The following is a 22,529-nucleotide window of genomic DNA, read 5'->3' as shown; positions in this document are numbered from 1 at the left end:
CGGTCTGCCGGCCACGGACACTCAGACGAGAAGAGACACAGATGGCAATTACCGCAGCAGAGGTGAAAAAGCTCCGCGACGCGACCGGCGCGGGAATGATGGACGCCAAGAAGGCGCTCACCGAGGCCGACGGCGACTACGACAAGGCAGTCGAGTTCCTGCGCGTCCACGGCCAGGCCAAGGCCGAGAAGCGCGGCGCTGAGCGCGAGGCGACGGCCGGTCTGGTCGCCGCGTCGGGCAACGCGATCGTCGAGCTCAACGCCGAGACCGACTTCGTCGCCAAGAACGAGCAGTTCGTCGCGCTCGCCGAGGAGCTCGCGGTGCTCGCGGACGCGACCAAGCCGGCTGACGCCGCGGCGTTCGCCGCCACCGACGCCGGCGACGGCGTCACGGTCGCCAAGAAGATCTCGGCCCTGGCCGCGATCATCGGTGAGAAGCTCGAGCTCGGCCGCGTGGCCGTCCTCGGGGGCACCGGCAAGATCGCGACTTACCTGCACCGCCGTGCGAGCGATCTGCCGCCCGCCGTCGGCGTCCTCATCGAGTTCGAGGGCGACGGCGAGGAGGAGGTCGCGCGCAGCGTGGCCATGCAGGTCGCGGCGATGCGTCCGCGCTACCTGTCCCGCGACGAGGTCCCCGCGGACGTCATCGCCAAGGAGCGCGAGATCGCCGAGGCGGCCGCCCGCGAGGAGGGCAAGCCCGAGCAGGCGATCTCCAAGATCGTCGACGGCAAGGTCAACGCGTTCTACAAGGACTTCGTCCTGCTCGACCAGCCCTCGGTCACCGAGCAGAAGAAGTCCGTCAAGCAGGTCCTCGACGAGGCCGGCCTCACGGTGACGCGCTTCGCGCACATCGAGATCGGCGCCTGACGCCTGATCGGCGAGATGTTCTGACGACGTACGAGACGGAGGCCGGTGTGGTGGACCAACTAGAGACAGTCGACCCGCCGGCCTCCGTGTCTGCGGAGGACCGACCTCGTCGAGTGCTCCTGAAGCTCTCCGGCGAGTCGTTCGGTGGAGGGAGCGTCGGGGTCGACCCCGACGTCGTCAACACGATCGCGCGCCAGGTCGCCGAGGGCGTCGCCGCCGGCATCGAGATCGCGATCGTGATGGGTGGCGGCAACTTCTTCCGCGGGGCCGAGCTCCAGCAGCGGGGGATGGACCGCGCGCGAGCCGACTACATGGGGATGCTCGGCATTGTCATGAACTGCCTCGCGCTCCAGGACTTCCTCGAGAAGCAGGGCATCGACACCCGCGTCCAGACCGCGATCACGATGGGACAGGTCGCCGAGCCCTACATCCCGCGGCGGGCCATCCGTCACCTCGAGAAGGGCCGCGTCGTCATCTTCGGTGCGGGTGCGGGCATGCCGTACTTCTCGACCGACACCGTCTCGGCGCAGCGCGCGCTCGAGGTGAGGGCCGACGAGGTCCTGATGGGCAAGAACGGAGTCGACGGCGTCTACACCGCCGACCCGCACCAGGACTCGAGCGCTACCAAGATCGACTCCATCTCGTACGCCGAGGCTCTGCAGCGTGGTCTGCGGGTCGCCGACGCGACGGCGTTCGCGCTGCTGATGGAGAACAAGCTGCCGATGCGTGTCTTCGGGATCGAGGGAGAGGGCAACATCTCCGCGGTCCTGAGAGGTGAGAAGATCGGCACGCTGGTCTACGCAGACTGACCGACCAGAGACCTCAGACGAAGGAGCAGGCCAGTGATTGACGAGATCCTGCGCGACGCCGACACCAAGATGGACAAGGCTGTCGAGCACGCGCGCGAGGAGTTCGCCGCGATCCGCACCGGACGCGCGCATCCCGCGATGTTCGCGAAGATCACGGCCGACTACTACGGCACGCCGACGCCCATCCAGCAGCTCGCCGGGTTCCAGATCCCCGAGCCGCGCGTCGTCATCATCAGCCCGTACGACCTGGGCGCGAAGTCGGCGATCGAGAAGTCGATCCGCGACTCCGACCTCGGCGTCAACCCGACCGATGACGGCAAGGTCCTGCGGCTGGTGCTGCCGCAGCTGACCGAGGAGCGCCGCAAGGAGTACATCAAGCTCGCCAAGTCCAAGGCGGAGGAGGGCCGTGTGGCCGTCCGCAACATCCGCCGCGCCGCGAAGCAGGCGATGGACAAGTCCGAGAAGGACGGCGAGATCAGCAAGGACGACGTGACCGGCGGTGAGAAGCGTCTCGACGGGCTCACCAAGAAGCACGTCGACCACATCGACGAGCTCGTCAAGAACAAGGAGCAGGAGCTGCTCGAAGTCTGATGAGCGCACCTGACGTCCCCGCAGCGCCTCGGCAGCGTGGCGGGCGCAACCTGCCTGCGGCGATCGGCGTCGGCGTCGGCCTTGCCGCCGCCGTGGTCCTGTCGCTCTTCTTCGTCAAAGCCCTGTTCGTGGTCGTCGTCCTGGTTGCGGCCGCGGTGGCGATCTGGGAGCTGACGGGCGCGCTCGGCAAGGCGGGCATCGCGATCCCGCTGCCACCGCTGATGGCTGGCGGGCTCGCGACGCTCGCAGCCTCGTACGTCGGCGGCACCGAGGCGATCGCGATCGGTACGGCCCTGACCGTCCTCGGCATCTTCGTCTACCGGATGCCGGGCGGCGCCGACGGCTTCGTCAGGGACGTGTCCGCCGCGGTCTTCGTCTTCGGGTACGTCCCGGTGCTGGGGTCCTTCGTCGTGCTCATGTCCGCGGAGGACGACGGGGCCTGGCGCATCGTCACGTTCATCGTGGTGACGATCGCCTCGGACATCTTCGGCTATGCCGCGGGCTACAAGCTCGGCAAGCATCCGATGGCTCCGACGATCAGCCCCAAGAAGTCCTGGGAGGGCTTCGGAGGCTCGGTCGCCGGGTGTGTCCTCGCCGGCGTGCTCTGCGTGACGTTCGCGCTCGACGGTCGCTGGTGGGTCGGTGTGCTCCTCGGGGTGGTCGCGGTGGCGATGGCGACGCTCGGCGACCTGTCGGAGTCGATGATCAAGCGCGACGTCGGCATCAAGGACATGAGCGACCTGCTCCCCGGCCACGGTGGCCTCATGGACCGCCTCGACTCGCTGCTTGCGGTCGCGCCCGTCTGCTGGCTGGTGCTGCACTTCCTCGTCCCCGTCAGCTGACCTCCTGCCCGTCCCCGATTCGGGCAGTTCTCCACGCAACTCGTGCCGGGATTCGGTGGGGAACCGCCCGAATCGCGGACGAGGCGGACGACTGTGCGCGGGGTTGGTGCGTGATGGGACACTGGGGTCGACATGTCTGACGTGAATCCGAACCCGCTCCCACTCGTCTTCGAGCAGCCCAAGGGGCGGGGCAAGCCGCCGCGGCACCTCGCCGATCTCGACCTCGATGCCCGCAAGGAGGCGGTCGAGGCCCTCGGGCTCCCCGGATACCGCGCCAAGCAGCTGTCGACCCACTACTTCACCCGGCTGGTCTCCGATCCGTCGGAGATGACCGATCTCCCCGCCGGGATCCGTGACCAGCTCGTCGAGGGCATGCTCCCGACGCTGATCAACCCCGTACGCACGCTCGAGGCCGACCGGGGCACGACGCGCAAGACGCTCTGGCGCCTGTTCGACGGCGCGCTCGTTGAGTCGGTGCTCATGCGCTATCCCGACCGCGCGACGATCTGCGTGTCGAGCCAGGCCGGCTGCGGCATGGCGTGCCCGTTCTGCGCCACGGGGCAGGGCGGCCTGCAGCGCAACATGTCCACCGGCGAGATCATCGAGCAGGTCGTCGACGGTGCTCGGGCGATGGCGCGCGGCGAGGTCCCCGGCGGTCCCGGGCGGCTCTCCAACGTCGTGTTCATGGGCATGGGTGAGCCGATGGCCAACTACAAGGCCGTCATCGGCGCCGTCCGCCGGATGGTCGACGACGGCCCGTCCGGCCTGGGGATGTCGGCGCGCAACATCACTGTCAGCACCGTCGGTCTCGTCCCGCGGATCAAGCAGCTCACGACGGAGGGCATCCCGGTGACGCTCGCGCTCTCGCTGCACGCGCCCGACGACGAGCTGCGCGACGACCTCGTGCCGATCAACACCCGCTTCAAGGTCGCCGAGGCGGTCGAGGCGGCGTGGGAGTACGCCCGGACGACCAAGCGTCGGGTGTCCATCGAGTACGCCCTGATCAAGGACATCAACGATCAGGCATGGCGCGCGGACATGCTCGGCGACCTCCTGCGGTCCTACGGCGACTGGGGCTGGGTCCACGTGAACCTCATCCCGCTCAACCCGACGCCCGGCTCGATCTGGACCGCGTCGCGACCGGAGGACGAGCGCGAGTTCGTCCGCCGGCTCGAGGCGAAGGGCATCCCGACGACCGTACGAGACACGCGTGGGCAGGAGATCGACGGCGCCTGCGGCCAGCTCGCGGCCGCCGATGCCTGACCGTACGGGCTCACCAAGGGCGGCGCTGCTCGCGACCGACCTCGACGGCACGCTGCTGCGCTCGGACGGCACGCTCTCCGCACGCACCCGCGAGGCCATCGCCGCGGCGGAGGAGGCCGGCGTCCCGACGGTGTTCGTGACCGCCCGTCCGCCCCGGTGGCTCGACGACCTGGCCAGCGCCGTCGGCGACGCGACCGGGGGAGTGGCGCTCAGCGCGAACGGTGCGTTCGTCTATCACGTCGCGAGTCGTACGGTCACCGAGATGGGCACGATGTCCCCCGACGTGCTGCACGAGCTCGGTGACCTGCTGCGGTCCGCGATCCCCGGCATCGCCTTCGCGGTCGAGCGCGCTGACGGCATGCGTCGTGAGGAACGGTTCGCGTACGTCCGCGAGGCGCCTGCGGACGACAGCCTCGACGACTGGGACCAGATCGCCTCGCGTCCGGCCGGCAAGCTCCTCGCCAAGCTCGAGGGCAGCGATCCCGACGACTTCCACCGCCGCGTGGATGAGGTCCTCGCGGGACGCGCCGAGCTGGGGTTCTCCGGGGCCATCGGCCTGGCCGAGATCACCGCGCGCGGTGTCACCAAGGCGTCCGGGCTCGCGTCGTGGAGCGCTGAGCACGGCTACGCCCGCGAGACCGTGTGGGCGGTCGGCGACATGCCCAACGACCTCCCGATGCTGCGGTGGGCAGGGCGCGCGTTCGCGGTCGCCAACGCGCACCGCGACGTGCTCGCCAGCGTCCATGAGGTGGTGGCGACGAACGACGAGGACGGGGTGGCTGCCATCCTGGACCGCATCAGCCGCGACCGGGGACGCGCCGCCGTGCGCGCGAGCGTCCCCGACGACCACGAGGAGCGACCGTGATCGAGGTGACCCGTACGGGTGACGTCACGCAGATCGAGCTGCGCCGCCCGGAGCGCCGCAACGCCCTTGATCTCGACACCTGCGTCGAGGTCCGCGAGGCGGTGCTGGCTGCCGACGGCGATGGCACGCGCGCGGTCGTCGTGACCGGGCAGGGCAGCAGTTTCTGCGCGGGCGCAGACCTGACCGGCGTGTACGGAGACGCGTTCCTCGAGGCGCTGTACGGGATGCTCACGGCGCTGACCGAGGTCGAGATCCCGGTTGTGGCCGCGGTGAACGGTCCCGCGATCGGCGCCGGCACGCAGCTGGCGCTCGCCTGTGACCTCCGGGTCGCTGCGCCCACCGCGAAGTTCGGAGTCCCGACCGCCCGCAACGGCATGGCGGTCGACACCTGGACCATCCGGACGCTCGCCGCGGTCGCCGGAGCGGGCACGGCCAAGGCACTGATGCTCGGTGCAGACCTCCTCGACGCCGACACCGCGTACGCTCGTGGGCTCGCGGACCGGCTCGGAGACCTCGAGTCGGCGACCGCGTGGGCGCAGGAGATCGCGACCTTCGCGCCGCTGACGCTGGCGTACAACAAGCTCGTCCTCAACGCCGCTCCCGGCAACGCCGATGCCGACGCGCGCATCCGCAAAGGCTGGGAGGCGTGTTGGGGGAGCGAGGACGTTCGCGAGGCCGCGCTGGCGCGGACGGAGAAGCGTCCGCCCGTCTTCCGAGGGCGATGATGACGGCTGTCCTGCTGTACGACGGCGACTGCGCGTTCTGCTCGAGCTGCGCACGCTGGCTGCAGCGCTGGGCGCCGGCGCGGGCCGAGGTGCTGGCGTGGCAGCTCACTGACCTCGAGGCGCTGCACGTCACCGTCGCGGACGTCGATACGGCGGTCCAGTGGATCGACGACAGCGCGCGGGCGGCAGGCCCCGAGGCGATCGCCGCGTACCTCCGTACCGCGGGAGCGCCCTGGCGAGTCGCCGGTCGGGTCCTCGCGTGCGCGCCCGTACGGGGCGTGGCGTGGCCGGTCTACCGGTGGATCGCTGCGCACCGCGACAAGCTTCCGGGCGGCACGCCACAGTGCGCCCTGCCTTCGACCGCACGTGAGCCGGGGCACGGTCCTGGCGAAAAGACAGCCTCATGAGTGGACCACGCTGGTTCTCCCCGCCCAAGGACCCCGCCGATCCGTCGACGGGTCGGCTGAACGTCGTCTACGACGCGCTCGACCGTCTGGTCGTCGCCGGGTTTGCCGACGCGCCGGCGCTGCGCTCGGCGAACGGGACGACCTCGTACGTGGTGCTGCTAGAGCAGGTCGCCTCGATGGGCGGGCTGATGCGTGCCCTGGGCGTCCGTGAGCGGGACGCGGTCGCGCTGACCTGCGAGCCGTCGCGCGAGTCGGTCGTCGCCCTGCTGGCCGCCGGCCGGGTCGGTGCGACGGCGTGGCTCGGCGAGCGGCCCGCGCCTCTCATCGAGCGGAGCGACCCGGCTCTCGTGGTGGCCGACGGCGCGAAGATGCCCGAGGTCGCGGACGCGGTCGCCGCGCTCGACGCCGCGCGCCCCCGCGCGGTGGTGGTGGTGCGACCGGGGGAGTGGCCGCTGGTCGAGACCCGCGACGTCGCGTGGGAGCCGGCACTGAAGGCAGGGGCGACCGATCCTGCGCCGGTCGTGCCGGTCGCCGGTGGGACCGCGCTGGCCGTGACGACGGACGGTGTGTCGCTGGTGCACGAGCACCCGAGCCTCGCCGTCACGTACGAGGAGCCCGCGCAGGTGGGTCCGGTGTGGGACGAGACCACCGTGATCGCCGTCCTGGCCGGGCTCATGTCTGGTCGCGGGCTCGCTCTGCCGACGCACTGAGGGCGGCTTCGTCCGGTCGTCGATCGCGGACGGCGGTGACCAGCACGACGACCCAGACCAGGACGAACGGGATGACCGTGACGTTCTTGATCGCGAGCTCCCACGAGAAGTAGGTCGACTGGTGCTCCTCGGAGACGAGCTGGGAGCCGATCGCGTCGAGACCGATCTTGGACACCAGTGAGAGCGCCATCAGGTAGACCGTGCTCGCGACCACCGTGCCGGTGACGTGCGACCCGACGGCGGGTGCTGGCCGATCGCGGAGGACGCGGCGGACCACCCAGACCACGAAGGCGATGCGGACGAGCATCGTGAAGGTCTCGCCGACCCAGCTCTCCGCGAGAGGGAAGTCGATGTCGCCGACGGCAACGAAGCGCTGCGCCGATGCGAGGGCGCCGAACGCCAGGACGACGGGGTAGTGGTGGACGAAGAAGCCCCACGCGGCAGCGAGCAGGGACCGCGCAACCCCGAATGCTTTAGTCATATAAAAGGTTTAGCATGCCGAAGTAAAAGGGGCAAGGAAGGTCTGGTGGTGAGCGGCATGATGGAGCACATGAGTACCCACGCGCGGCACCGCGACACCGAGGACGTCGAGGCGTATGGCGCGAGGCTCGGCATGGAGTTCAGCGACGCCGTCGTGCTGTTCCACGAGGCGATCGGCTCGCTCATGGGTCTGTCCGCCGCCGACCACAAGGCGCTCGGGATCATCCGCCGCGAGGGCCCGATGGCGGCCGGTGAGCTCGCGCAGCGCACCGCGCTGACGGCAGGGGCGGTTACGGGTCTGGTCGACCGGCTCGAAGAGGCCGGACTCGTCCGGCGCACGCGTGACCCGGTCGACCGGCGGCGCCAGGTCATCGAGGCCCGCGCGTCTGCACCGCCCGAGGTGCGCCGCGCCTTCGAGGGGTTGCAGCGCGCGATGGCGGGCGTCACTGCGCAGTTCGCCGACGAGGAGCTCGGTGTGATCGACCGGTGGGTCCGCGAGACGACGCGTGTGATGCGACAGCAGGCGGCCGCGATCGCGCAGGAGTAGGTCACGATACGGGCTCTTCCTCGCCCTTCTCGACCACCGGAATCGGTGTGGGCTACTGCACGCCCCAGGCGTACGTCTGCTTGCGGAGTCGGAGATAGACGAAGGTCTCGGTGTTCGTGACCGCCGGGATCGCGCGGATCTTGCTCGTGATGACGTCGAGCAGGTCGTCGTCGCTCTCGCAGACGATCTCGGCGAGCACGTCGAACCGTCCGGTCGTGATGACGAGGTAGTCGAGCTCGGGGATGGCGGCGAGGGAGTCGGTCACCGCGAAGACGTCCCCGTCCACGCAGATCCCGACCATCGCCTGTCGCGCGAATCCGAGCTCCAAGGGGTCGGTGACCGCGACGATCTGGATGATCCCGGCATCGGTGAGCTTCTGGACCCGCTGCCGCACGGCCGCCTCCGAGAGGCCCACCGCCTTGCCGATCGCCGCGTACGAGCGCCGTCCGTCGACCTGCAGCTCGGCGATGATGCGTTTGGACACGTCGTCGAGGATCGCCCCGTTGCCCGCCTTGCGCTCCGTCATGGGCTCATCCTGCCCGAGTGGTCGGCTCATGGCGCCGCGACCCGCACATCCGATACGGATTTCGGTCATTCTGTCCCAGTGGATCAGGTGAATTCGTTGCGGGAGGGTAAACAAATTGCGGAATCACTTGTCTGAGGGTGCCGATACATGTGACGATTCCGGCCAGGCCGAACGGCAGGAGGCGTCTTCGACAGGCGCCCGACAGGGAGTGAGGTCGCGCGAGTGGTGAGACAGATGAGCCGCCGGACGGTGCTCCGGGGCGCGGGGGCTGCGGCGTTCCTGGCCGGGAGTGCAGCCGTGCTCCCACTCTTCGGCACGCCCGACCGCCGCCAGGTCCCCGCGGACTGCGCGGCTCCCGACCGCAGCAGCGACGGGCGCCTGATCGTGTCGAACTGGCCGGAGTACATCGACCAGCCCGAGGACGGCTACGTCACAACGATCGAGCAGTTCCAGCAGGAGACGGGCATCACCGTCAGCTACACCGCCGACGTCAACGACAACAACGAGTTCTTCGCCAAGATCGTCAACCAGCTCGGTGCGTGCGAGCCGGTGAACCGTGACATGTTCATGCTCACCGACTGGGCGGCCGCGCGGACGATCCAGATGGGCTGGATCCAGCCGCTCGCCCCCGAGCGCGTCCCGAACCTCCATGCGAACCTCATCTCGTCCCTGCGCAACCTCTCCTGGGACCCCGATCGTGGCTACTCGGCTCCGTGGCAGGCCGGCCTGACGGGGATCGCGTACAACAAGTCCAAGGTCGGCGAGGTCCGCTCGTTCTCCGAGCTCCTGACCCGCCCTGACCTCAAGGGCCGCGTCACGATGCTCACCGAGATGCCCGACACGATGGGCTTCATGCTGCTGAAGAACGGCGCCGACCCCGCCGACTTCACCGACGACGAGTGGGGCGTCGCGCTTGAGGACCTGAGGCGTGCGGCCGATGGTGGTCAGATCCGGGCGTTCACCGGCAACGAGTACGTCCAGGACCTCGCCGCCGGCAACATCGTCGCGTGCGAAGCGTGGTCCGGCGACGTGCTGGCGGCCGGCGACCCCAACATCGAGTTCGTGGTCCCCGAGGAAGGGCTCATGATCTGGGCCGACAACATGCTCATCCCCAACCAGGCAGCGCACCAAGAGAACGCCGAGAAGTGGGTCGACTTCTACTACCGGCCCGACGTCGCGGCCAAGCTCGCCGCGTACGTCAACTACATCTGCCCCGTCCAGGGCGCGCAGGCCGAGATGGAGAAGATCGATCCCGAGCTCGCCGCCAATCCGCTGATCTTCCCCGACGACGAGACCCTCGCCATGACCCACTCGTTCATGGCCCTGGAGGAGTTCCAGATGCGTGAGTACGAAGGAGACTTTGCCGATGTCACTGGTGGCTGACGACGACACGACCACGCGTGAGGGCTCGACCTCCGGTCGCGACCTTCGCCTCACGGCGGTCACCAAGTCGTACGGTGCGTTCACGGCGGTCAAGTCGCTCGACCTGGTCGTCCCCGAGGGCTCGTTCTTCGCACTGCTCGGCCCGTCCGGCTGCGGCAAGACCACGACGTTGCGGATGGTCGCAGGTCTCGACGTGCCAACCTCGGGCACGATCGCGCTGGGCGACCGTGAGATCACGTACGACAAGCCCTACAAGCGGCCCGTCAACACGGTCTTCCAGAGCTATGCGCTCTTCCCGCACCTCGACGTGGCCGAGAACGTCGCGTTCGGCCTCAAGCGCCGGGGCGTGAAGGACACCAAGGCGAAGGTCGCCGAGATGCTCGACCTCGTCGAGCTCGGCGGCCAGGGCAACAAGAAGCCGTTCCAGTTGTCCGGCGGGCAGCAGCAGCGCGTCGCGCTCGCCCGTGCTCTGATCAACAGCCCCGAGGTGCTGCTGCTCGACGAGCCGCTCGGTGCGCTCGACCTCAAGCTGCGGCGCGGCATGCAGATCGAGCTCAAGCGCATCCAGACCGAGGTCGGGCTGACCTTCGTCCACGTCACGCACGACCAGGAGGAGGCCATGACCATGGCCGACACGGTCGCGGTGATGAACGGCGGCGCGATCGAGCAGATGGGGGCTCCGGAGGCCCTGTACGACAACCCGGAGACCACGTTCGTCGCGAACTTCCTCGGCCAGTCCAACCTGCTCGCGGGGGAGATCCTCGGTCCGGACGACGACGTCGTGAAGGTGTCGGTCCAAGGCACCACGGTCTCGATCCCGAGCCCTCGCTGCCACGCTGACGGCACCCGCGGCTGGGTCGGCATCCGGCCGGAGAAGGTCATGATCGCCGGAATCGGTGGCGAGATCGACGCCCCGGGCAACCGCTTCGAGGGCGGTGTGGTCTCCGACGTGAGCTTCGTCGGAGTCAGCACCCAGTACCTCGTACGGATGCCGTGGGGGCAGGAGCTCATGGTGTTCGAGCAGAACACCGGGCGGCGACCGATCTTCTCGGTCGGCACCCCGGTCGACCTGTCGTGGCGACCCGAGTACGCGTTCCTCCTCGACGCGAGCCAGGACGCGAGCGCCGGCGTCGAGGACGGGGACGACTGATGGCCCAGACCCGGGGCAGGAGGCGCCTCACCGGCTACTGGCTGATGCTGCCGGGTGCGCTGTGGCTGGGGCTGTTCTTCCTGGTGCCGTTCTACTCGCTGATCGCGATGAGTCTGTACGACCCGCAGGGCTCGAGTCTGACCGGGTACGACATGACGTGGCACTTCGCGAACTACGTCGACGTGATCCAGGCGTACTGGCAGCCTCTGCTGCGGTCGTTCTGGTACGCGGCGCTCGCGACGATCGCGTGCCTGATCCTCGGCTACGTGCTGGCGTACGCGATCGCGTTCAAGGCCGGGCGCTGGAAGAACCTCATGCTCGTGCTGGTGATCGCGCCGTTCTTCACCAGCTTCCTGATCCGCACGCTGTCGTGGAAGCTGATCCTCGCCGACGACGGCTGGATCGTGAACTCGCTGCAGTTCCTCGGCATCCTCGGTGACGAAGGGCGCCTGCTCGCGACGCCGTTCGCGGTGGTCGCGGGTCTGACGTACAACTTCCTGCCGTTCATGGTGCTGCCGCTGTTCGCGAGCCTCGACAAGGTCGACCACCGGCTGATCGAGGCGGCCGGGGATCTGTACGCGTCGCCGCGGCGGGCGTTCTTCAAGGTGACGCTCCCGCTCTCGATGCCCGGCGTGATCGCGGGGACGCTGCTGACGTTCATCCCGGCGGCCGGCGACTACATCAACTCCGAGCTCCTCGGCAGCCCCAACCAGCGCATGATCGGCAACGTCATCCAGAACCTGTTCACCAACCAAGGCGACTACGCCGCGGCGGGGGCGCTGTCGATGACGCTGATGATCATCATCACGATCGGCGTCGTGTTCTCCATCCGGCGCGTAGGGACGGAGGACCTCGTATGAGCCCGCTCCACAAGCTCGGTCGGTGGATCGGCGACCACCTGGTCCTCGCCCTCGGTGTCCTGGTGCTGATCTACATGTTCGTGCCGATCGCGATCGTCGCGCTGATGAGCTTCAACGACCCGTCGTCGCGCAACGTCTACAAGTTCGACGGGTTCACGCTGCACAACTGGCTCAACCCGTGCGAGCCGGCGGGCATGTGCTCGTCGGTCGCCCGCAGCATCGAGATCGGCCTGCTGGCGACGCTGGTCGCGACGATCCTCGGGACGCTGGCGGCGTTCGCGCTGGTGCGTCACCAGTTCGCCGGACGCGGCCCGCTCAACACGCTGATCATCCTGCCGATGGCGGCCCCCGAGATCGTCCTCGGCTCGTCGATGCTGGCATTGTTCGTGTCGGCGGGGTTCGGAGGCCAGCTCGGATTCTGGACGATCTTCATCGCGCACGTCACGTTCTGCCTGTCGTTCGTCATCATCACGGTGCGCGCGCGGCTCTCGGGACTCGACGACAACCTCGAGCAGGCGGCGATGGACCTGTACGCCACGGAGAGCCAGACGTTCTGGCGGGTCACGTTCCCGCTGGTGTTCCCCGGCATCCTCGGCGCTGCGCTGCTGAGCTTCTCGCTGTCGTTCGACGACTTCATCATCACGAACCTCAACGCAGGCCAGACCGTGACCTTCCCGATGTACGTGTGGGGCGTCGCGCAACGGGGCATCCCGATGCAGGTCAACGTGATCGGCACGGCGATGTTCGTGATCGCGGTCGTGATCGTCCTTGCCAACGAGTTGAGCCGCCGCCGCCAGGCGAAGGTCGCGGCCTAGCGTCGTACGACGCGCGCGGTTGGTTGGGGCACCCGTGTGGGGGTGCACTGACCCGAGCGTGCACGGTCGGGTCGGTGTCGCTTCGCTCGGGTACCCCAGCGGGTGCCGTGGTGGAACGGCCGCGCGGGCCCGCCGGAGGACGTACGACGAAGGCCGCCGCTCCGGGGTACGGGGACGGCGGCCTTCGCGTCGTACGGGTCAGAGCAGGTTCTGGCCCTCGGTGATGACCGAGCGCAAGATCCGCTCCATCTCGTCGAAGTGCTCCTGGTCGCAGATCAGCGGGGGAGCGAGCTGCACGACCGGGTCGCCACGGTCGTCGGCACGGCAGTAGAGGCCCGCGTCGTACAACGCCTTGGACAGGAACCCGCGCAGCAGCCGCTCGGACTCGTCCTCGTTGAACGTCTCCTTGGTGGCCTTGTCCTTGACCAGCTCGATCCCGTAGAAGTAGCCGTCGCCGCGGACGTCACCGACGATGTCGAGGTCGAGCAGCTTCTCGAGCGTGGAGCGGAACCCGTCCTCGTTGGCGCGGACGTTCTCGTTGATGCCCTCGCGCTCGAAGATGTCGAGGTTTGCCATGGCGACGGCCGTCGAGACCGGGTGCCCGCCGAAGGTATAGCCGTGCAGGAACGACTCGTGGCCCTTCAGGAACGGCTCCATCAGGCGGTCCGACGCGATCATCGCGCCGAGCGGCGAGTAGCCCGACGTCAGGCCCTTGGCGCACGTGATGATGTCGGGCTGGTAGCCGTAGCGCACCGCGCCGAACATCTCGCCGAGACGCCCGAACGCGCAGATGACCTCGTCGGAGACCAGCAGGACGTCGTACTCGTTGCAGATCTCACGGACCCGCTGGAAGTATCCCGGCGGGGGAGGGAAGCAGCCGCCCGCGTTCTGGACGGGCTCCAGGAACACCGCAGCGACGGTGTCGGGGCCCTCGAACTCGATCGCCTCGGCGATCCGGTCAGCGGCCCAGCGGCCGAACGCCTCGGGATCGTCACCGTGCTCGGTCGCGCGGTAGATGTTCGTGTTGGGGACGCGGAACGTGCTCGGCACGAGCGGCTCGAACGGCGCCTTCATGTCCGGGATGCCGGTGATCGACAGCGCGCCCTGCGGGGTGCCGTGGTAGGCGATGTTGCGGCTGATCACCTTGTGCTTGGTGGGCCTGCCAGTGAGCTTGAAGTACTGCTTGGCGAGCTTCCACGCAGACTCGACCGCCTCGCCGCCGCCGGTCGTGAAGAAGACACGGTTGAGGTCGCCAGGTGCGTACGAGGCGACGCGCTCGGCGAGCTGCACGGCCGGCGGGTGCGCGTACGACCACAGCGGCATGAACGCCAGCTCGCGGGCCTGCTTGGCAGCAGCCTCGGCGAGCTCCTCACGGCCGTGCCCCACCTGGACGACGAACAGGCCCGCGAGCCCGTCCAGGTAGCGCTTGCCTGCGGTGTCGAAGAGATATGCGCCCTCCCCCTTGGCGATCACGGGCACGTCCGAGCTCTCGTACGTGCTGTGGCGCGTGAAGTGCATCCAGAGGTGGTCCTTGGCGGCGCGCTGAAGACGTGCGTCGTCCCACTGTTCGCTCATGGATCGAGTATCGCCCACGAAGCGGCCACAGGCAAAGGTTTTCGGTTGCGAGAGGCTGCTGCAGATACGAAATCCGTAGGCACGGGCCTGCTTGACCATTCAATCCATTGTCAGCGACCGATGCCTGTGCCAGATTGAGGTCATGACCGAGACCCTCACGAACTTCGTCAACGGCGACAAGGTGGCGGCGCTCGACGGCGCCACGTACGACGTCATCGACCCTTCGACCGGACAGGCGTACGCCTCCGCGCCGATGTCGCGCGAGGCCGACGTCGACGCGGCGATGAGGGCGGCTCAGGGCGCCTTCGACAACGGCTGGCGCGACACGACCCCACGCGAGCGTCAGGCGGCGCTGATCAAGCTCAACCAGGCGATCCACGACCGCCTCGACGAGATCGTCGACGTGGAGGTGAAGAACACCGGCAAGCCGCGCGGACTGACCGTCAGCGAGGAGATGCCGATGGTCGACGACGCGTTGACCTTCTTCGCAGGGGCGGCGCGCGTGCTCGAGGGGCGCGCGTCCGGCGAGTACATGGCCGGCCACACGTCGATGATCCGACGCGAGCCGATCGGGGTCGTCGCCCAGGTCACGCCGTGGAACTATCCGCTGCTCATGGGCATCTGGAAGATCGCGCCCGCGCTGGCGGCCGGCAACACGATCGTGCTCAAGCCGAGCGACACGACCCCCGCCTCGACGGCCCTGCTCGCCGAGATCGCGGCCGACATCCTCCCGCCGGGCGTGCTCAACGTCGTGTGCGGTGACCGCGACACCGGCCGGGCGCTCGTCGCGCACCCGACACCGGCGATGGTCGCGATCACCGGCTCGGTGCGGGCGGGCATGGAGGTGGCGCGATCGGCGTCCGAGGACGTCAAGCGCGTCCATCTCGAGCTCGGCGGCAAGGCGCCGGTCGTGGTGTTCGACGACGCCGACATCGAGGCGGCTGCGGCGGCGATCGCCGAGGCCGGCTACTTCAACGCCGGCCAGGACTGCACAGCGGCGACCCGCGTGCTTGCCTCGCCTCGGGTGTACGGCGACTTCGTCGACGCGATCGCCGAGCAGGCCAAGGGGCTCAAGACCGGACTCCCCGACGACGAGGACGCGCTGTACGGTGCGCTGAACAGCGCCCCGCAGCTCGAGCGCGTCTCCGGGTTCGTCGATCGTCTCCCCGGACACGCGAAGGTCGCGGCAGGCGGATCGCGATCCGGCGGCGACCTGACGCAGGGCTACTACTTCGAGCCGACGGTGCTGGCGGACCTCCGGCAGGACGACGACGCGATCCAGAACGAGATCTTTGGTCCGGTCATCACGGTGCAGCAGTTCTCCGACGAGGACGAGGCGGTGCGCTGGGCCAACGGCGTCCAGTACGGCCTCGCGTCGTCGGTCTGGACGAAGGACCACGGTCGCGCCATGCGGATGGCCAAGCGGCTCGACTTCGGCTGCGTGTGGATCAACACCCACATCCCGCTCGTCGCGGAGATGCCGCACGGCGGGTTCAAGCACTCCGGCTACGGCAAGGACCTCTCGATGTACGGGCTCGAGGACTACACGCGCGTGAAGCACGTGATGAGCAACATCGAAGCCTGAGCCTCCGTACGCCCGCCCTCACTTTCCGTTGGGCCCCACGGAAAGTGAGCGCCCCACCGGAAACTTCCGGTGGGGCACTGCGTCTTCGGTGGGCCCCACGGAAAGTGACAGGACCAGCGGGGGGCCTCAGACCAGGCCGGCGTCGTGGACGGCGATCGCGACCTGCACCCGGTTTGCGGCGTCGAGCTTGGTGAGGATCCGCGAGACGTGGGCCTTGACAGTCGCAAGGCTCATGTAGAGGTCGGTCGCGATCTGCGCGTTGGACATCCCGCGGCCGACGGCGACGGCGACCTCACGCTCGCGCTCGCTCAGGATCTCCAACCGCGCCTGCGCATCGCCGTCCCCGTCACCGAGGTCGCGTACGCGGCGGATCAGCTGCTCGGTGACACTCGGCGAGAGCATCGGCTCGCCCGCAGCGACCTTGCGCACCGCGTCGACGAGCACCTCCGGCGGCGTGTCCTTGAGGAGGAACCCGCTCGCGCCGTGCCGCAGTGCGCGCAGCACGTAGTCGTCCGCGTCGAACGTCGTCAGCACGATCACGTACGGGGGATCAGCGGCGCGCTGCAGCTCGGCGGTCGCCGTGAGCCCGTCCATCCGCGGCATGCGGATGTCCATCAGGACGACGTCGGCCGGATGCTCGCGCAGCGCCTGGAGCGCGGCCGCGCCGTCACCCGCCTCCGTCACGACCTCCAGGTCGGCGGCGCCACCGAGGATCAGCCGCAGCCCGGCGCGTACGAGGGCGTCGTCGTCGACCAGGGCCACACGGATCATGCCGGCCACGGTAGCGCCAGCGTCAGGACGAACTCGTCACCGGTGATCCGATGGGTGAGGGTCCCGCCGACGAGGTCGGCGCGCTCGGCGAGGCCGACCAGCCCGAGCCCCGACGTGGGCAGCCGCTCGTGCACCGACCCGACGCGCAGCGGGTTACGGACCTCGACGACGACGCCGTCCTCGGGCGCACCCCGCAGCGTCGCCGTGACGGAGGTGTCGGGCGCGTGCTTGTGGGCGTTGGTGAGCGCCTCCTGGACGACCCGGTAAGCCGTACGGCCGAGCCGCTCGGGTGGACCGAGCGCCGAGACCTCGTCGTCGAGGCGCACCCGCATGCCCGCCGACTGCGCGCCGCAGACGAGATCGGGCAGGTCGGCCCACGACGGCTGTGGTCGATCGCCGTCGTCCTCGCCGGCGCGGAGGATGCCGAGCACCTCGCGCAGGTCGGTCAGGGCGAGGTGCGCGTGGTCGCGGATGACCTCCGACGACGCGCGGACCTCCTCCGGCGGAAGGTCGGTCCGGTACGCGAGCGCTCCGGCGTGCATCGCGACCATGGAGATCCGGTGGGCCAGGACGTCATGCATCTCGCGGGCGATCCGGGCACGCTCGGCGATCTGGGCCTGTGCGACGCGGCTGGACTGCTCGGCCTCGGCGACGCGGGCGCGCTCACGCAACGTGTAGAGGAGCTCGCGCCGCGAACCGACGTACATGCCGATGGCGAAGACGATCGCGACGAGCATGACGCCCATCGCCAGGACGAATCCCCGCTCGTCCCTGATCGAGGGATCGATGAAGACGACGACGACCGTCTGGACCAGTACGAGGGCGCCGACGGGCACGATCTCGCGGAGGCGGCGACGGGTCGCGAGCGACGTAGCGGCGAGCAGCGCGGAGCCGGCGGCCGACATCGACCCCATCGCGATGACCGTGGTGAGCACGGCGACCCCGACGGGGTACCGGCGGCGCTGCGTCACTGCCGCCAGGGCGATCACGCCGCCGAGCAGGTCGAGCCAGAACCACCACGGTGCGTGATCGGCCTGCCACTCAGCGACCGGGATCCAGACGATCGCACCGACTCCGGAGGCGAGACCGAGGCGCCACGCCTGGCTCCACCAGCGCAGCGGCGGCTGGTACGCCGCGGGGTCGACCTCGTCCACGCTCACCAGCCTAGGCGAGCCCTTCACGTCCCCGTACCGGCCGAAGGTCGCCGATCCTCGGCCGAACCCCTACTTTCGGCTATCTGTCCCGATCCCATGGGCCGATGTCCGTGACCCCTCGTGCGGGGGATGCTGGAGGCATGATCGAAGTCCAGAACCTCTCGAAGAGGTACGGCGACCACCTCGCCGTCGACAACATCACCTTCGGGTGCCGCCCGGGCACGGTGACCGGCTTCCTCGGCCCGAACGGTGCCGGCAAGTCGACGACCCTGCGGATGCTCACCGGCCTGACTCACCCGACGTCGGGCTCCGCGACGATCGGCGGCCACCGCTACACCGACATCCCCAACCCCGGTGCGCAGATCGGCGTCCTCCTCGACGCCTCGGCACAGCACAACGGCCGGACGGGCCGCGAGGTCCTCACGATCGCCTCGCACACGATGGGCCTGCCCAAGAACCGCGTCGACGAGATGCTCGAGCTCGTGGGCCTCTCCGCCAAGGAGGCCAAGCGCCGGGTCGGCAACTACTCGCTCGGCATGCGCCAGCGTCTCGGCATCGCCCAGTCGCTGCTCGCGGACCCGCAGGTCCTCGTCCTCGACGAGCCCGCCAACGGCCTCGACCCTGCAGGCATCCACTGGATGCGCCAGCTGCTGCGCCACTACGCCGACCGTGGTGGCACGGTCCTGCTGTCGTCGCACCTGCTCCACGAGATCGAGGTCATCGCCGACGAGATCATCGTGATCGGCAACGGCCAGATCGTCGCCCAGGGTCGCAAGGAGGAGCTACTCGCCGGCGCGGGCACCTTCGTACGCGCGCTGGAGCCGGATGCGCTGGCTCGCGCGCTCTCGGTCGCGGGCATCCACGTCACGCCCGCGACCTCGGACGGGTTCGTCACGGACGCCGACCCCGCCGACGTCGGCAAGGCCGTCGCTGCTGCGGGTGTCGCCCTGATCGAGTTGCGGCCGGGAGACCGCGCCGGGCTCGAGGACCTGTTCTTGCAGCTCACCGCCGGCAACCAGCGCGACGCGCTCGCGCCGGCTCCCGCCCCCGACTTCGGCCCGAACGTCCCCCAAGGAGGCCAGGCATGACCGCGCTCGCTCCCGAGGTCGGCATCGACCTCACCCGTCCCCGCGTCCCGTTCGTCCGGCTGGTGCGGGTCGAGCTGCGCAAGCTCGCCGACACCCGGGCGGGCAAGTGGCTCCTCGGCACGATCGCCGCGATCAGCCTCCTGGTCATGATCATCATGCTGTGGGTCGGCCTCGCCGAGGACGTGAATCTCGGTTTCACTGACTTCCTCGCCGGGATGAACATCCCGATGGGTGTGCTGCTGCCGGTCCTGGGCGTCCTGTCGGTGACCAGCGAGTGGTCACAGCGCACCGCGCTGGTCACCTTCACCCTCGAGCCGAACCGCGGCCGGGTGCTGGCCGCGAAGGTCGTCACGGGTCTGATCACGGCACTGTTCGCCGTCGTCGCCGCCCTCGTCGCCGCCACGATCGGCACGCTGCTGATGGCCGTCCTCGGCTCCGGGGAGACGAGCTGGAGCATCGACGCCAGCCAGTTCGTCGGCTTCTACGCCGGGCAGGCACTCGCGCTGCTCATGGGGATCACGTTCGGCATGCTGCTTCTGAGCTCCCCGGCGGCGATCGTCGTGTACTTCGCGTGGGCGTTCGTGCTGCCGACGATCTTCGGGATTGCGGTCGCGTTCATCGGCTGGTTCGGCGACGTGTGGCCGTGGATCGACTTCTCGGCTGCACAGGCACCGCTGTTCCAGGCCGGCGGGCCCAGCGGTGAGGAGTGGGCGCACCTCGGTGTCTCCGGCCTCATCTGGCTCGTCGTCCCGTTCGTCCTCGGCTGGTTCCGGGTGCTGCGCAGCGAGATCAAGTAGCGCGCGTGCCTCGTCCCCGATTCGGGCACTTCTCCACCGAACTCCGACCGGTGTTCGGTGGAGAACCGCCCGAATCGGGGACGGGAGGGGCACCTGGAAGACTGTCCCCATGGTGCAGAGCCGAAGCGTGCCCACAGCACGACGCCGCGACGTCGTCGTCCTCGGATCCACCGGCTCGATCGGGACCCAGGCGCTCGAGCTGGTCACCGCGAACCCCGACCGATTCCGCGTCACCGGCATCGCCGCGGGCGGCAGCGACCCGGTCCTCCTCGCCCAGCAAGCGATCGCCCACGAGGTCGAGATCGTCGCCGTCGCGCAGGCCACCGCCGCCCAGGACGTCCAGCTCGCGCTGTACGCCGAGGCGCAGCGCCGCGGCTACGCCGAGGGGCAATACCGGCTCCCGCGCATCCTCGCCGGCCCTCGCGCCGCCACCGAGCTCGCCGCGACGCCGTGCGACGTGGTGCTCAACGGGATCACCGGCGCCGTGGGCCTCGGCCCGACCATCGCCGCGCTCGAGGCAGGCACGACGCTCGCGCTGGCCAACAAAGAGTCGCTGATCATCGGAGGTCCGGTCGTCACCGCCCTCGCGCGGCCCGGTCAGATCGTGCCCGTCGACTCTGAGCACTCGGCGATCGCCCAGGCGCTGCGCAGCGGCACGGCAGACGAGGTGCGTCGCCTGGTCCTCACTGCGAGTGGCGGCCCGTTCCGTGGCCGTACCCGCGACGAGCTCACCGACGTCACCCCCGAGCAGGCGCTCGCGCACCCCAACTTCGCGATGGGGCCGGTCATCACGATCAACTCCGCGACCCTGGTCAACAAGGGCCTCGAGGTGATCGAGGCACACCTTCTGTTCGACGTGCCGATGGAGCGCGTCGACGTCGTCGTCCATCCGCAGCAGATGATCCACTCGATGGTCGAGTTCGTCGACGGCTCCACGATCGCGCAGGCGTCGCCGCCGTCGATGCTGATCCCGATCGCCCTCGGCATGGGCTGGCCCGACCGTGTCCCGGACGCCGGCCCGGGCTGCGACTGGACGAAGGCCTCGCAGTGGGACTTCGCCGCGCTGGACGACGACGCGTTCCCCGCCGTACGCCTCGCCCGTCGTGCCGGGACCGCCGGAGGCACCGCCCCTGCGGTCTACAACGCCGCCAACGAGGCGTGCGTCGCCTCGTTCCTCGCCGGAGAGCTGCCGTTCCTCGGGATCGTGGACACCGTCGGCGCCGTTCTCGACGAACACCTCACCGCCGCGCGCGTACTCTCGGAAGAGGAGCCGCTGACCGTCGACGACGTCCTGGCGGCCGACACGACTGCCCGTACGAGAACCCACGAGCTGATCGCGGGCCACCAGAGTGCCGCAAAGGAGCGCCGATGACGGAGGTGCTGCTCTATACCCTTGGTGTCGTCGCCGTGGTCATCGGCCTCGCGGTCTCGATCGCGCTCCACGAGGTCGGGCACATGCTCCCGGCCAAGAAGTTCGGCGCCAAGGTCACCCAGTACTTCGTCGGCTTCGGCCGCACGGTCTGGTCCACCCGTAAGGGCGAGACCGAGTACGGCGTGAAGGCGATCCCGCTCGGCGGCTTCGTGAAGATCGTCGGCATGCTCCCGCCGCACCCTGGCGACGGCCCCGGGCAGGTCCGCCAGTCCAACACCGGGATGTTCACCCAACTCATCTCCGACGCCCGCTCGGCGGAGTACGAGCACGTGACGCCGGAGGACGAGCCGCGCCTGTTCTACCGCCTGCCGTGGTGGAAGAAGGCGATCGTGATGGTCGGCGGCCCGGCCGTCAACCTCGTCATCGCGTTCGTGCTGTTCGCCGCCGTCTTCATGACGATCGGCGCGAGCACCGTCAACACCACCGTGTCGGCGGTGTCGGACTGTGCGATCCCGTCGAGCGAGGCCGGACGCACCTGCACCACCTCCGACCCGGTCGCGCCAGCGAAGCAGGCCGGTCTCGAGGTCGGCGACGAGATCACGTCCTTCAACGGCACTCCGGTCACGAGCTGGGACCAGCTCTCGCGCGCGATCCGGGCCAACGGCAATGCACCGGCGACCATCGGGTTCGCGCGCGACGGCACCGACCGTACGGTCACCGTCAACACGTCCGTCCAGGCACGGACGTCGCTGGACGATCCCGACAAGGTCGAGGACGTCGGCTTCCTGGGCGTTTCGCCGACGCCGACGTACGAGCGCGAAGGCCTCGGCTATGTCGTCACCACGATGGGCGACATGACGGTCAACACCGTCAAGGCGATCGGGTCGCTGCCCGAGAAGATGGTCGAGGTCACCAAGGCCGCGTTCGGCGCCGAGCGCGCGGACGACACGCCGATGAGCCCGGTCGGTGCGAGCCGTGTGGCCGGCGAGGTGACGTCGGCCGAAGGCACCACGTGGACCGACCGCGTCCACTTCGTCGCCCTGCTGCTGGCGAGCATCAACCTCTTCATCGGCATCTTCAACCTGATCCCGCTCCTCCCGCTCGACGGCGGCCACATCGCCGGGGCGCTGTGGGAGGGGCTGCGCAACGCGATCGCGAGGCTGCGGCGCAAGCCGATCCCGGGGCCGGTCGACGTCGCCAAGATGCTCCCCGTCGCGTACGCCATGGGTGCCGTCCTCCTGGTGATGGGCATCATCCTGGTCTACGTCGACATCGTGAACCCCGTACGCCTGACCTGACCGTCGCACCACCTGATCTCGATCCGCACCGTTCGATCCGTACCGAGGAG

Annotated in this window: 24 protein-coding genes; 19 read left to right on the top strand and 5 right to left on the bottom strand. The window is 69.2% G+C overall.

The genetic code is table 11. From position 1 onward, the window contains the following. Positions 1-41: 41 nt before the first annotated feature. The 9 genes from tsf (at position 42) to HCT63_RS09570 (ending at position 7,078) form a co-directional block, all read left to right on the top strand. The gene (tsf, locus tag HCT63_RS09610) at positions 42-866 is read left to right on the top strand and encodes a translation elongation factor Ts (protein ID WP_167003562.1); all 825 of its coding nucleotides are present in this window, start codon (positions 42-44) and stop codon (positions 864-866) included. Between the two features lie 86 nt (positions 867-952). After that, positions 953-1,675 (top strand): UMP kinase, encoded by a 723-nt coding sequence (pyrH, locus tag HCT63_RS09605; protein ID WP_243842966.1) that lies wholly within the window; start codon positions 953-955, stop codon positions 1,673-1,675. Positions 1,676-1,711: 36 nt separating this feature from the next. Next, positions 1,712-2,266, top strand: coding sequence for a ribosome recycling factor (frr, locus tag HCT63_RS09600; RefSeq protein ID WP_182397194.1), 555 nt, complete (start codon positions 1,712-1,714; stop codon positions 2,264-2,266). Further along, entirely contained in the window at positions 2,266-3,108 is an 843-nt protein-coding gene (locus tag HCT63_RS09595) for a phosphatidate cytidylyltransferase (protein WP_167003556.1), read from the top strand. The genes frr and HCT63_RS09595 overlap by 1 nt, the downstream gene beginning before the upstream one ends. Before the next feature lie 132 nt (positions 3,109-3,240). Then, positions 3,241-4,371, top strand: coding sequence for a 23S rRNA (adenine(2503)-C(2))-methyltransferase RlmN (rlmN, locus tag HCT63_RS09590; protein WP_167003554.1), 1,131 nt, complete (start codon positions 3,241-3,243; stop codon positions 4,369-4,371). Further along, positions 4,364-5,236, top strand: a complete 873-nt coding sequence (locus HCT63_RS09585; RefSeq protein ID WP_167003552.1) for an HAD family hydrolase — start codon at positions 4,364-4,366, stop codon at positions 5,234-5,236. The genes rlmN and HCT63_RS09585 overlap by 8 nt, the downstream gene beginning before the upstream one ends. Next, a complete protein-coding gene (locus HCT63_RS09580; protein ID WP_167003550.1) occupies positions 5,233-5,961 on the top strand; it encodes an enoyl-CoA hydratase in 729 nt (242 codons plus the stop codon). Before HCT63_RS09585 ends, HCT63_RS09580 begins: the two co-directional genes overlap by 4 nt. After that, entirely contained in the window at positions 5,961-6,368 is a 408-nt protein-coding gene (locus HCT63_RS09575; protein ID WP_208322353.1) for a DCC1-like thiol-disulfide oxidoreductase family protein, read from the top strand. The genes HCT63_RS09580 and HCT63_RS09575 overlap by 1 nt, the downstream gene beginning before the upstream one ends. Then, entirely contained in the window at positions 6,365-7,078 is a 714-nt protein-coding gene (locus HCT63_RS09570; RefSeq protein WP_167003546.1) for an AMP-binding protein, read from the top strand. Before HCT63_RS09575 ends, HCT63_RS09570 begins: the two co-directional genes overlap by 4 nt. Here the strand turns inward: HCT63_RS09570 and HCT63_RS09565 are convergent. Further along, the gene (locus HCT63_RS09565; RefSeq protein ID WP_167003544.1) at positions 7,041-7,559 is read right to left on the bottom strand and encodes a hypothetical protein; all 519 of its coding nucleotides are present in this window, start codon (positions 7,557-7,559) and stop codon (positions 7,041-7,043) included. The genes HCT63_RS09570 and HCT63_RS09565 overlap by 38 nt on opposite strands. A 69-nt stretch (positions 7,560-7,628) precedes the next feature. On the opposite strand from HCT63_RS09565, the gene HCT63_RS09560 reads away from it, so the two are divergent. Then, positions 7,629-8,105: a MarR family transcriptional regulator gene (locus tag HCT63_RS09560; protein ID WP_167003542.1), complete on the top strand. Its 477-nt coding sequence runs from the start codon at positions 7,629-7,631 to the stop codon at positions 8,103-8,105. 52 nt (positions 8,106-8,157) lie between these two features. Here HCT63_RS09560 and HCT63_RS09555 read toward each other — a convergent pair whose 3' ends face one another. Next, on the bottom strand, positions 8,158-8,631 hold the full coding sequence (locus HCT63_RS09555) for an Lrp/AsnC family transcriptional regulator (RefSeq protein WP_167003540.1): 474 nt from the start codon (positions 8,629-8,631) through the stop codon (positions 8,158-8,160). A 234-nt stretch (positions 8,632-8,865) separates the two neighbouring features. Here HCT63_RS09555 and HCT63_RS09550 point away from each other — a divergent pair, with 234 nt between their 5' ends. Genes HCT63_RS09550 through HCT63_RS09535 form a run of 4 tightly spaced genes read left to right on the top strand, consistent with a single transcriptional unit; the run spans position 8,866 to position 12,839 of the window. Continuing rightward, positions 8,866-10,014, top strand: a complete 1,149-nt coding sequence (locus tag HCT63_RS09550) for a spermidine/putrescine ABC transporter substrate-binding protein (RefSeq protein WP_167003538.1) — start codon at positions 8,866-8,868, stop codon at positions 10,012-10,014. Continuing rightward, entirely contained in the window at positions 9,998-11,164 is a 1,167-nt protein-coding gene (locus HCT63_RS09545) for an ABC transporter ATP-binding protein (protein ID WP_167003536.1), read from the top strand. Before HCT63_RS09550 ends, HCT63_RS09545 begins: the two co-directional genes overlap by 17 nt. Next, positions 11,164-12,024, top strand: a complete 861-nt coding sequence (locus HCT63_RS09540; protein ID WP_167003534.1) for an ABC transporter permease — start codon at positions 11,164-11,166, stop codon at positions 12,022-12,024. The genes HCT63_RS09545 and HCT63_RS09540 overlap by 1 nt, the downstream gene beginning before the upstream one ends. Then, complete coding sequence (locus HCT63_RS09535; RefSeq protein WP_167003532.1) at positions 12,021-12,839, top strand: ABC transporter permease; 819 nt, start codon at positions 12,021-12,023, stop codon at positions 12,837-12,839. Before HCT63_RS09540 ends, HCT63_RS09535 begins: the two co-directional genes overlap by 4 nt. Positions 12,840-13,037: 198 nt before the next feature. Here HCT63_RS09535 and HCT63_RS09530 read toward each other — a convergent pair whose 3' ends face one another. After that, positions 13,038-14,414, bottom strand: coding sequence for an aspartate aminotransferase family protein (locus tag HCT63_RS09530; protein ID WP_167003530.1), 1,377 nt, complete (start codon positions 14,412-14,414; stop codon positions 13,038-13,040). 142 nt (positions 14,415-14,556) lie between these two features. Between HCT63_RS09530 and HCT63_RS09525 the strand changes: the two genes are divergently transcribed. Then, positions 14,557-15,999, top strand: coding sequence for a gamma-aminobutyraldehyde dehydrogenase (locus HCT63_RS09525; RefSeq protein WP_167003528.1), 1,443 nt, complete (start codon positions 14,557-14,559; stop codon positions 15,997-15,999). A 126-nt stretch (positions 16,000-16,125) separates the two neighbouring features. Here HCT63_RS09525 and HCT63_RS09520 read toward each other — a convergent pair whose 3' ends face one another. Together HCT63_RS09520 and HCT63_RS09515 are read right to left on the bottom strand one after the other, a co-directional pair. Further along, the gene (locus tag HCT63_RS09520) at positions 16,126-16,770 is read right to left on the bottom strand and encodes a response regulator transcription factor (RefSeq protein ID WP_167003526.1); all 645 of its coding nucleotides are present in this window, start codon (positions 16,768-16,770) and stop codon (positions 16,126-16,128) included. Further along, the gene (locus tag HCT63_RS09515) at positions 16,767-17,924 is read right to left on the bottom strand and encodes a histidine kinase (RefSeq protein WP_167003524.1); all 1,158 of its coding nucleotides are present in this window, start codon (positions 17,922-17,924) and stop codon (positions 16,767-16,769) included. The genes HCT63_RS09520 and HCT63_RS09515 overlap by 4 nt, the downstream gene beginning before the upstream one ends. A 140-nt stretch (positions 17,925-18,064) precedes the next feature. On the opposite strand from HCT63_RS09515, the gene HCT63_RS09510 reads away from it, so the two are divergent. The 4 genes from HCT63_RS09510 to HCT63_RS09495 all read left to right on the top strand — a co-directional run bounded on the left by HCT63_RS09510 (position 18,065) and on the right by HCT63_RS09495 (position 22,479). Continuing rightward, a complete protein-coding gene (locus tag HCT63_RS09510) occupies positions 18,065-19,012 on the top strand; it encodes an ATP-binding cassette domain-containing protein (protein WP_167003522.1) in 948 nt (315 codons plus the stop codon). Further along, positions 19,009-19,809: an ABC transporter permease gene (locus HCT63_RS09505; protein WP_167003520.1), complete on the top strand. Its 801-nt coding sequence runs from the start codon at positions 19,009-19,011 to the stop codon at positions 19,807-19,809. The genes HCT63_RS09510 and HCT63_RS09505 overlap by 4 nt, the downstream gene beginning before the upstream one ends. 127 nt (positions 19,810-19,936) lie before the next feature. Then, positions 19,937-21,181 carry a 1-deoxy-D-xylulose-5-phosphate reductoisomerase gene (gene dxr / locus HCT63_RS09500; RefSeq protein ID WP_243842965.1) on the top strand — a complete coding sequence of 415 codons (1,245 nt, stop codon included), beginning with the start codon at positions 19,937-19,939 and terminating at the stop codon, positions 21,179-21,181. After that, entirely contained in the window at positions 21,178-22,479 is a 1,302-nt protein-coding gene (locus tag HCT63_RS09495) for a M50 family metallopeptidase (RefSeq protein ID WP_167003517.1), read from the top strand. Before dxr ends, HCT63_RS09495 begins: the two co-directional genes overlap by 4 nt. The last annotated feature ends 50 nt before the right edge of the window (positions 22,480-22,529 follow it).

The sequence above is a fragment of the Mumia sp. ZJ430 genome (genome assembly GCF_011751845.1).
Taxonomy (GTDB): Bacteria; Actinomycetota; Actinomycetes; order Propionibacteriales; family Nocardioidaceae; genus Mumia.
This window is presented reverse-complemented; position numbering and strand designations above follow the sequence as displayed.

Bases quoted from the DNA above. Each gene is read 5' to 3' on its own strand.
- tsf (WP_167003562.1), top strand. From the start codon at position 42: ATGGCAATTACCGCAGCAGAGGTGAAAAAGCTCCGCGACGCGACCGGC.
- HCT63_RS09595 (WP_167003556.1), top strand. From the start codon at position 2,266: ATGAGCGCACCTGACGTCCCCGCAGCGCCTCGGCAGCGTGGCGGGCGC.
- rlmN (WP_167003554.1), top strand. From the start codon at position 3,241: ATGTCTGACGTGAATCCGAACCCGCTCCCACTCGTCTTCGAGCAGCCC.
- HCT63_RS09585 (WP_167003552.1), top strand. From the start codon at position 4,364: ATGCCTGACCGTACGGGCTCACCAAGGGCGGCGCTGCTCGCGACCGAC.
- HCT63_RS09575 (WP_208322353.1), top strand. From the start codon at position 5,961: ATGACGGCTGTCCTGCTGTACGACGGCGACTGCGCGTTCTGCTCGAGC.
- HCT63_RS09570 (WP_167003546.1), top strand. From the start codon at position 6,365: ATGAGTGGACCACGCTGGTTCTCCCCGCCCAAGGACCCCGCCGATCCG.
- HCT63_RS09565 (WP_167003544.1), bottom strand. From the start codon at position 7,559: ATGACTAAAGCATTCGGGGTTGCGCGGTCCCTGCTCGCTGCCGCGTGG.
- HCT63_RS09560 (WP_167003542.1), top strand. From the start codon at position 7,629: ATGAGTACCCACGCGCGGCACCGCGACACCGAGGACGTCGAGGCGTAT.
- HCT63_RS09555 (WP_167003540.1), bottom strand. From the start codon at position 8,631: ATGACGGAGCGCAAGGCGGGCAACGGGGCGATCCTCGACGACGTGTCC.
- HCT63_RS09550 (WP_167003538.1), top strand. From the start codon at position 8,866: ATGAGCCGCCGGACGGTGCTCCGGGGCGCGGGGGCTGCGGCGTTCCTG.
- HCT63_RS09545 (WP_167003536.1), top strand. From the start codon at position 9,998: ATGTCACTGGTGGCTGACGACGACACGACCACGCGTGAGGGCTCGACC.
- HCT63_RS09540 (WP_167003534.1), top strand. From the start codon at position 11,164: ATGGCCCAGACCCGGGGCAGGAGGCGCCTCACCGGCTACTGGCTGATG.
- HCT63_RS09535 (WP_167003532.1), top strand. From the start codon at position 12,021: ATGAGCCCGCTCCACAAGCTCGGTCGGTGGATCGGCGACCACCTGGTC.
- HCT63_RS09530 (WP_167003530.1), bottom strand. From the start codon at position 14,414: ATGAGCGAACAGTGGGACGACGCACGTCTTCAGCGCGCCGCCAAGGAC.
- HCT63_RS09525 (WP_167003528.1), top strand. From the start codon at position 14,557: ATGACCGAGACCCTCACGAACTTCGTCAACGGCGACAAGGTGGCGGCG.
- HCT63_RS09520 (WP_167003526.1), bottom strand. From the start codon at position 16,770: ATGATCCGTGTGGCCCTGGTCGACGACGACGCCCTCGTACGCGCCGGG.
- HCT63_RS09510 (WP_167003522.1), top strand. From the start codon at position 18,065: ATGATCGAAGTCCAGAACCTCTCGAAGAGGTACGGCGACCACCTCGCC.
- HCT63_RS09505 (WP_167003520.1), top strand. From the start codon at position 19,009: ATGACCGCGCTCGCTCCCGAGGTCGGCATCGACCTCACCCGTCCCCGC.
- HCT63_RS09495 (WP_167003517.1), top strand. From the start codon at position 21,178: ATGACGGAGGTGCTGCTCTATACCCTTGGTGTCGTCGCCGTGGTCATC.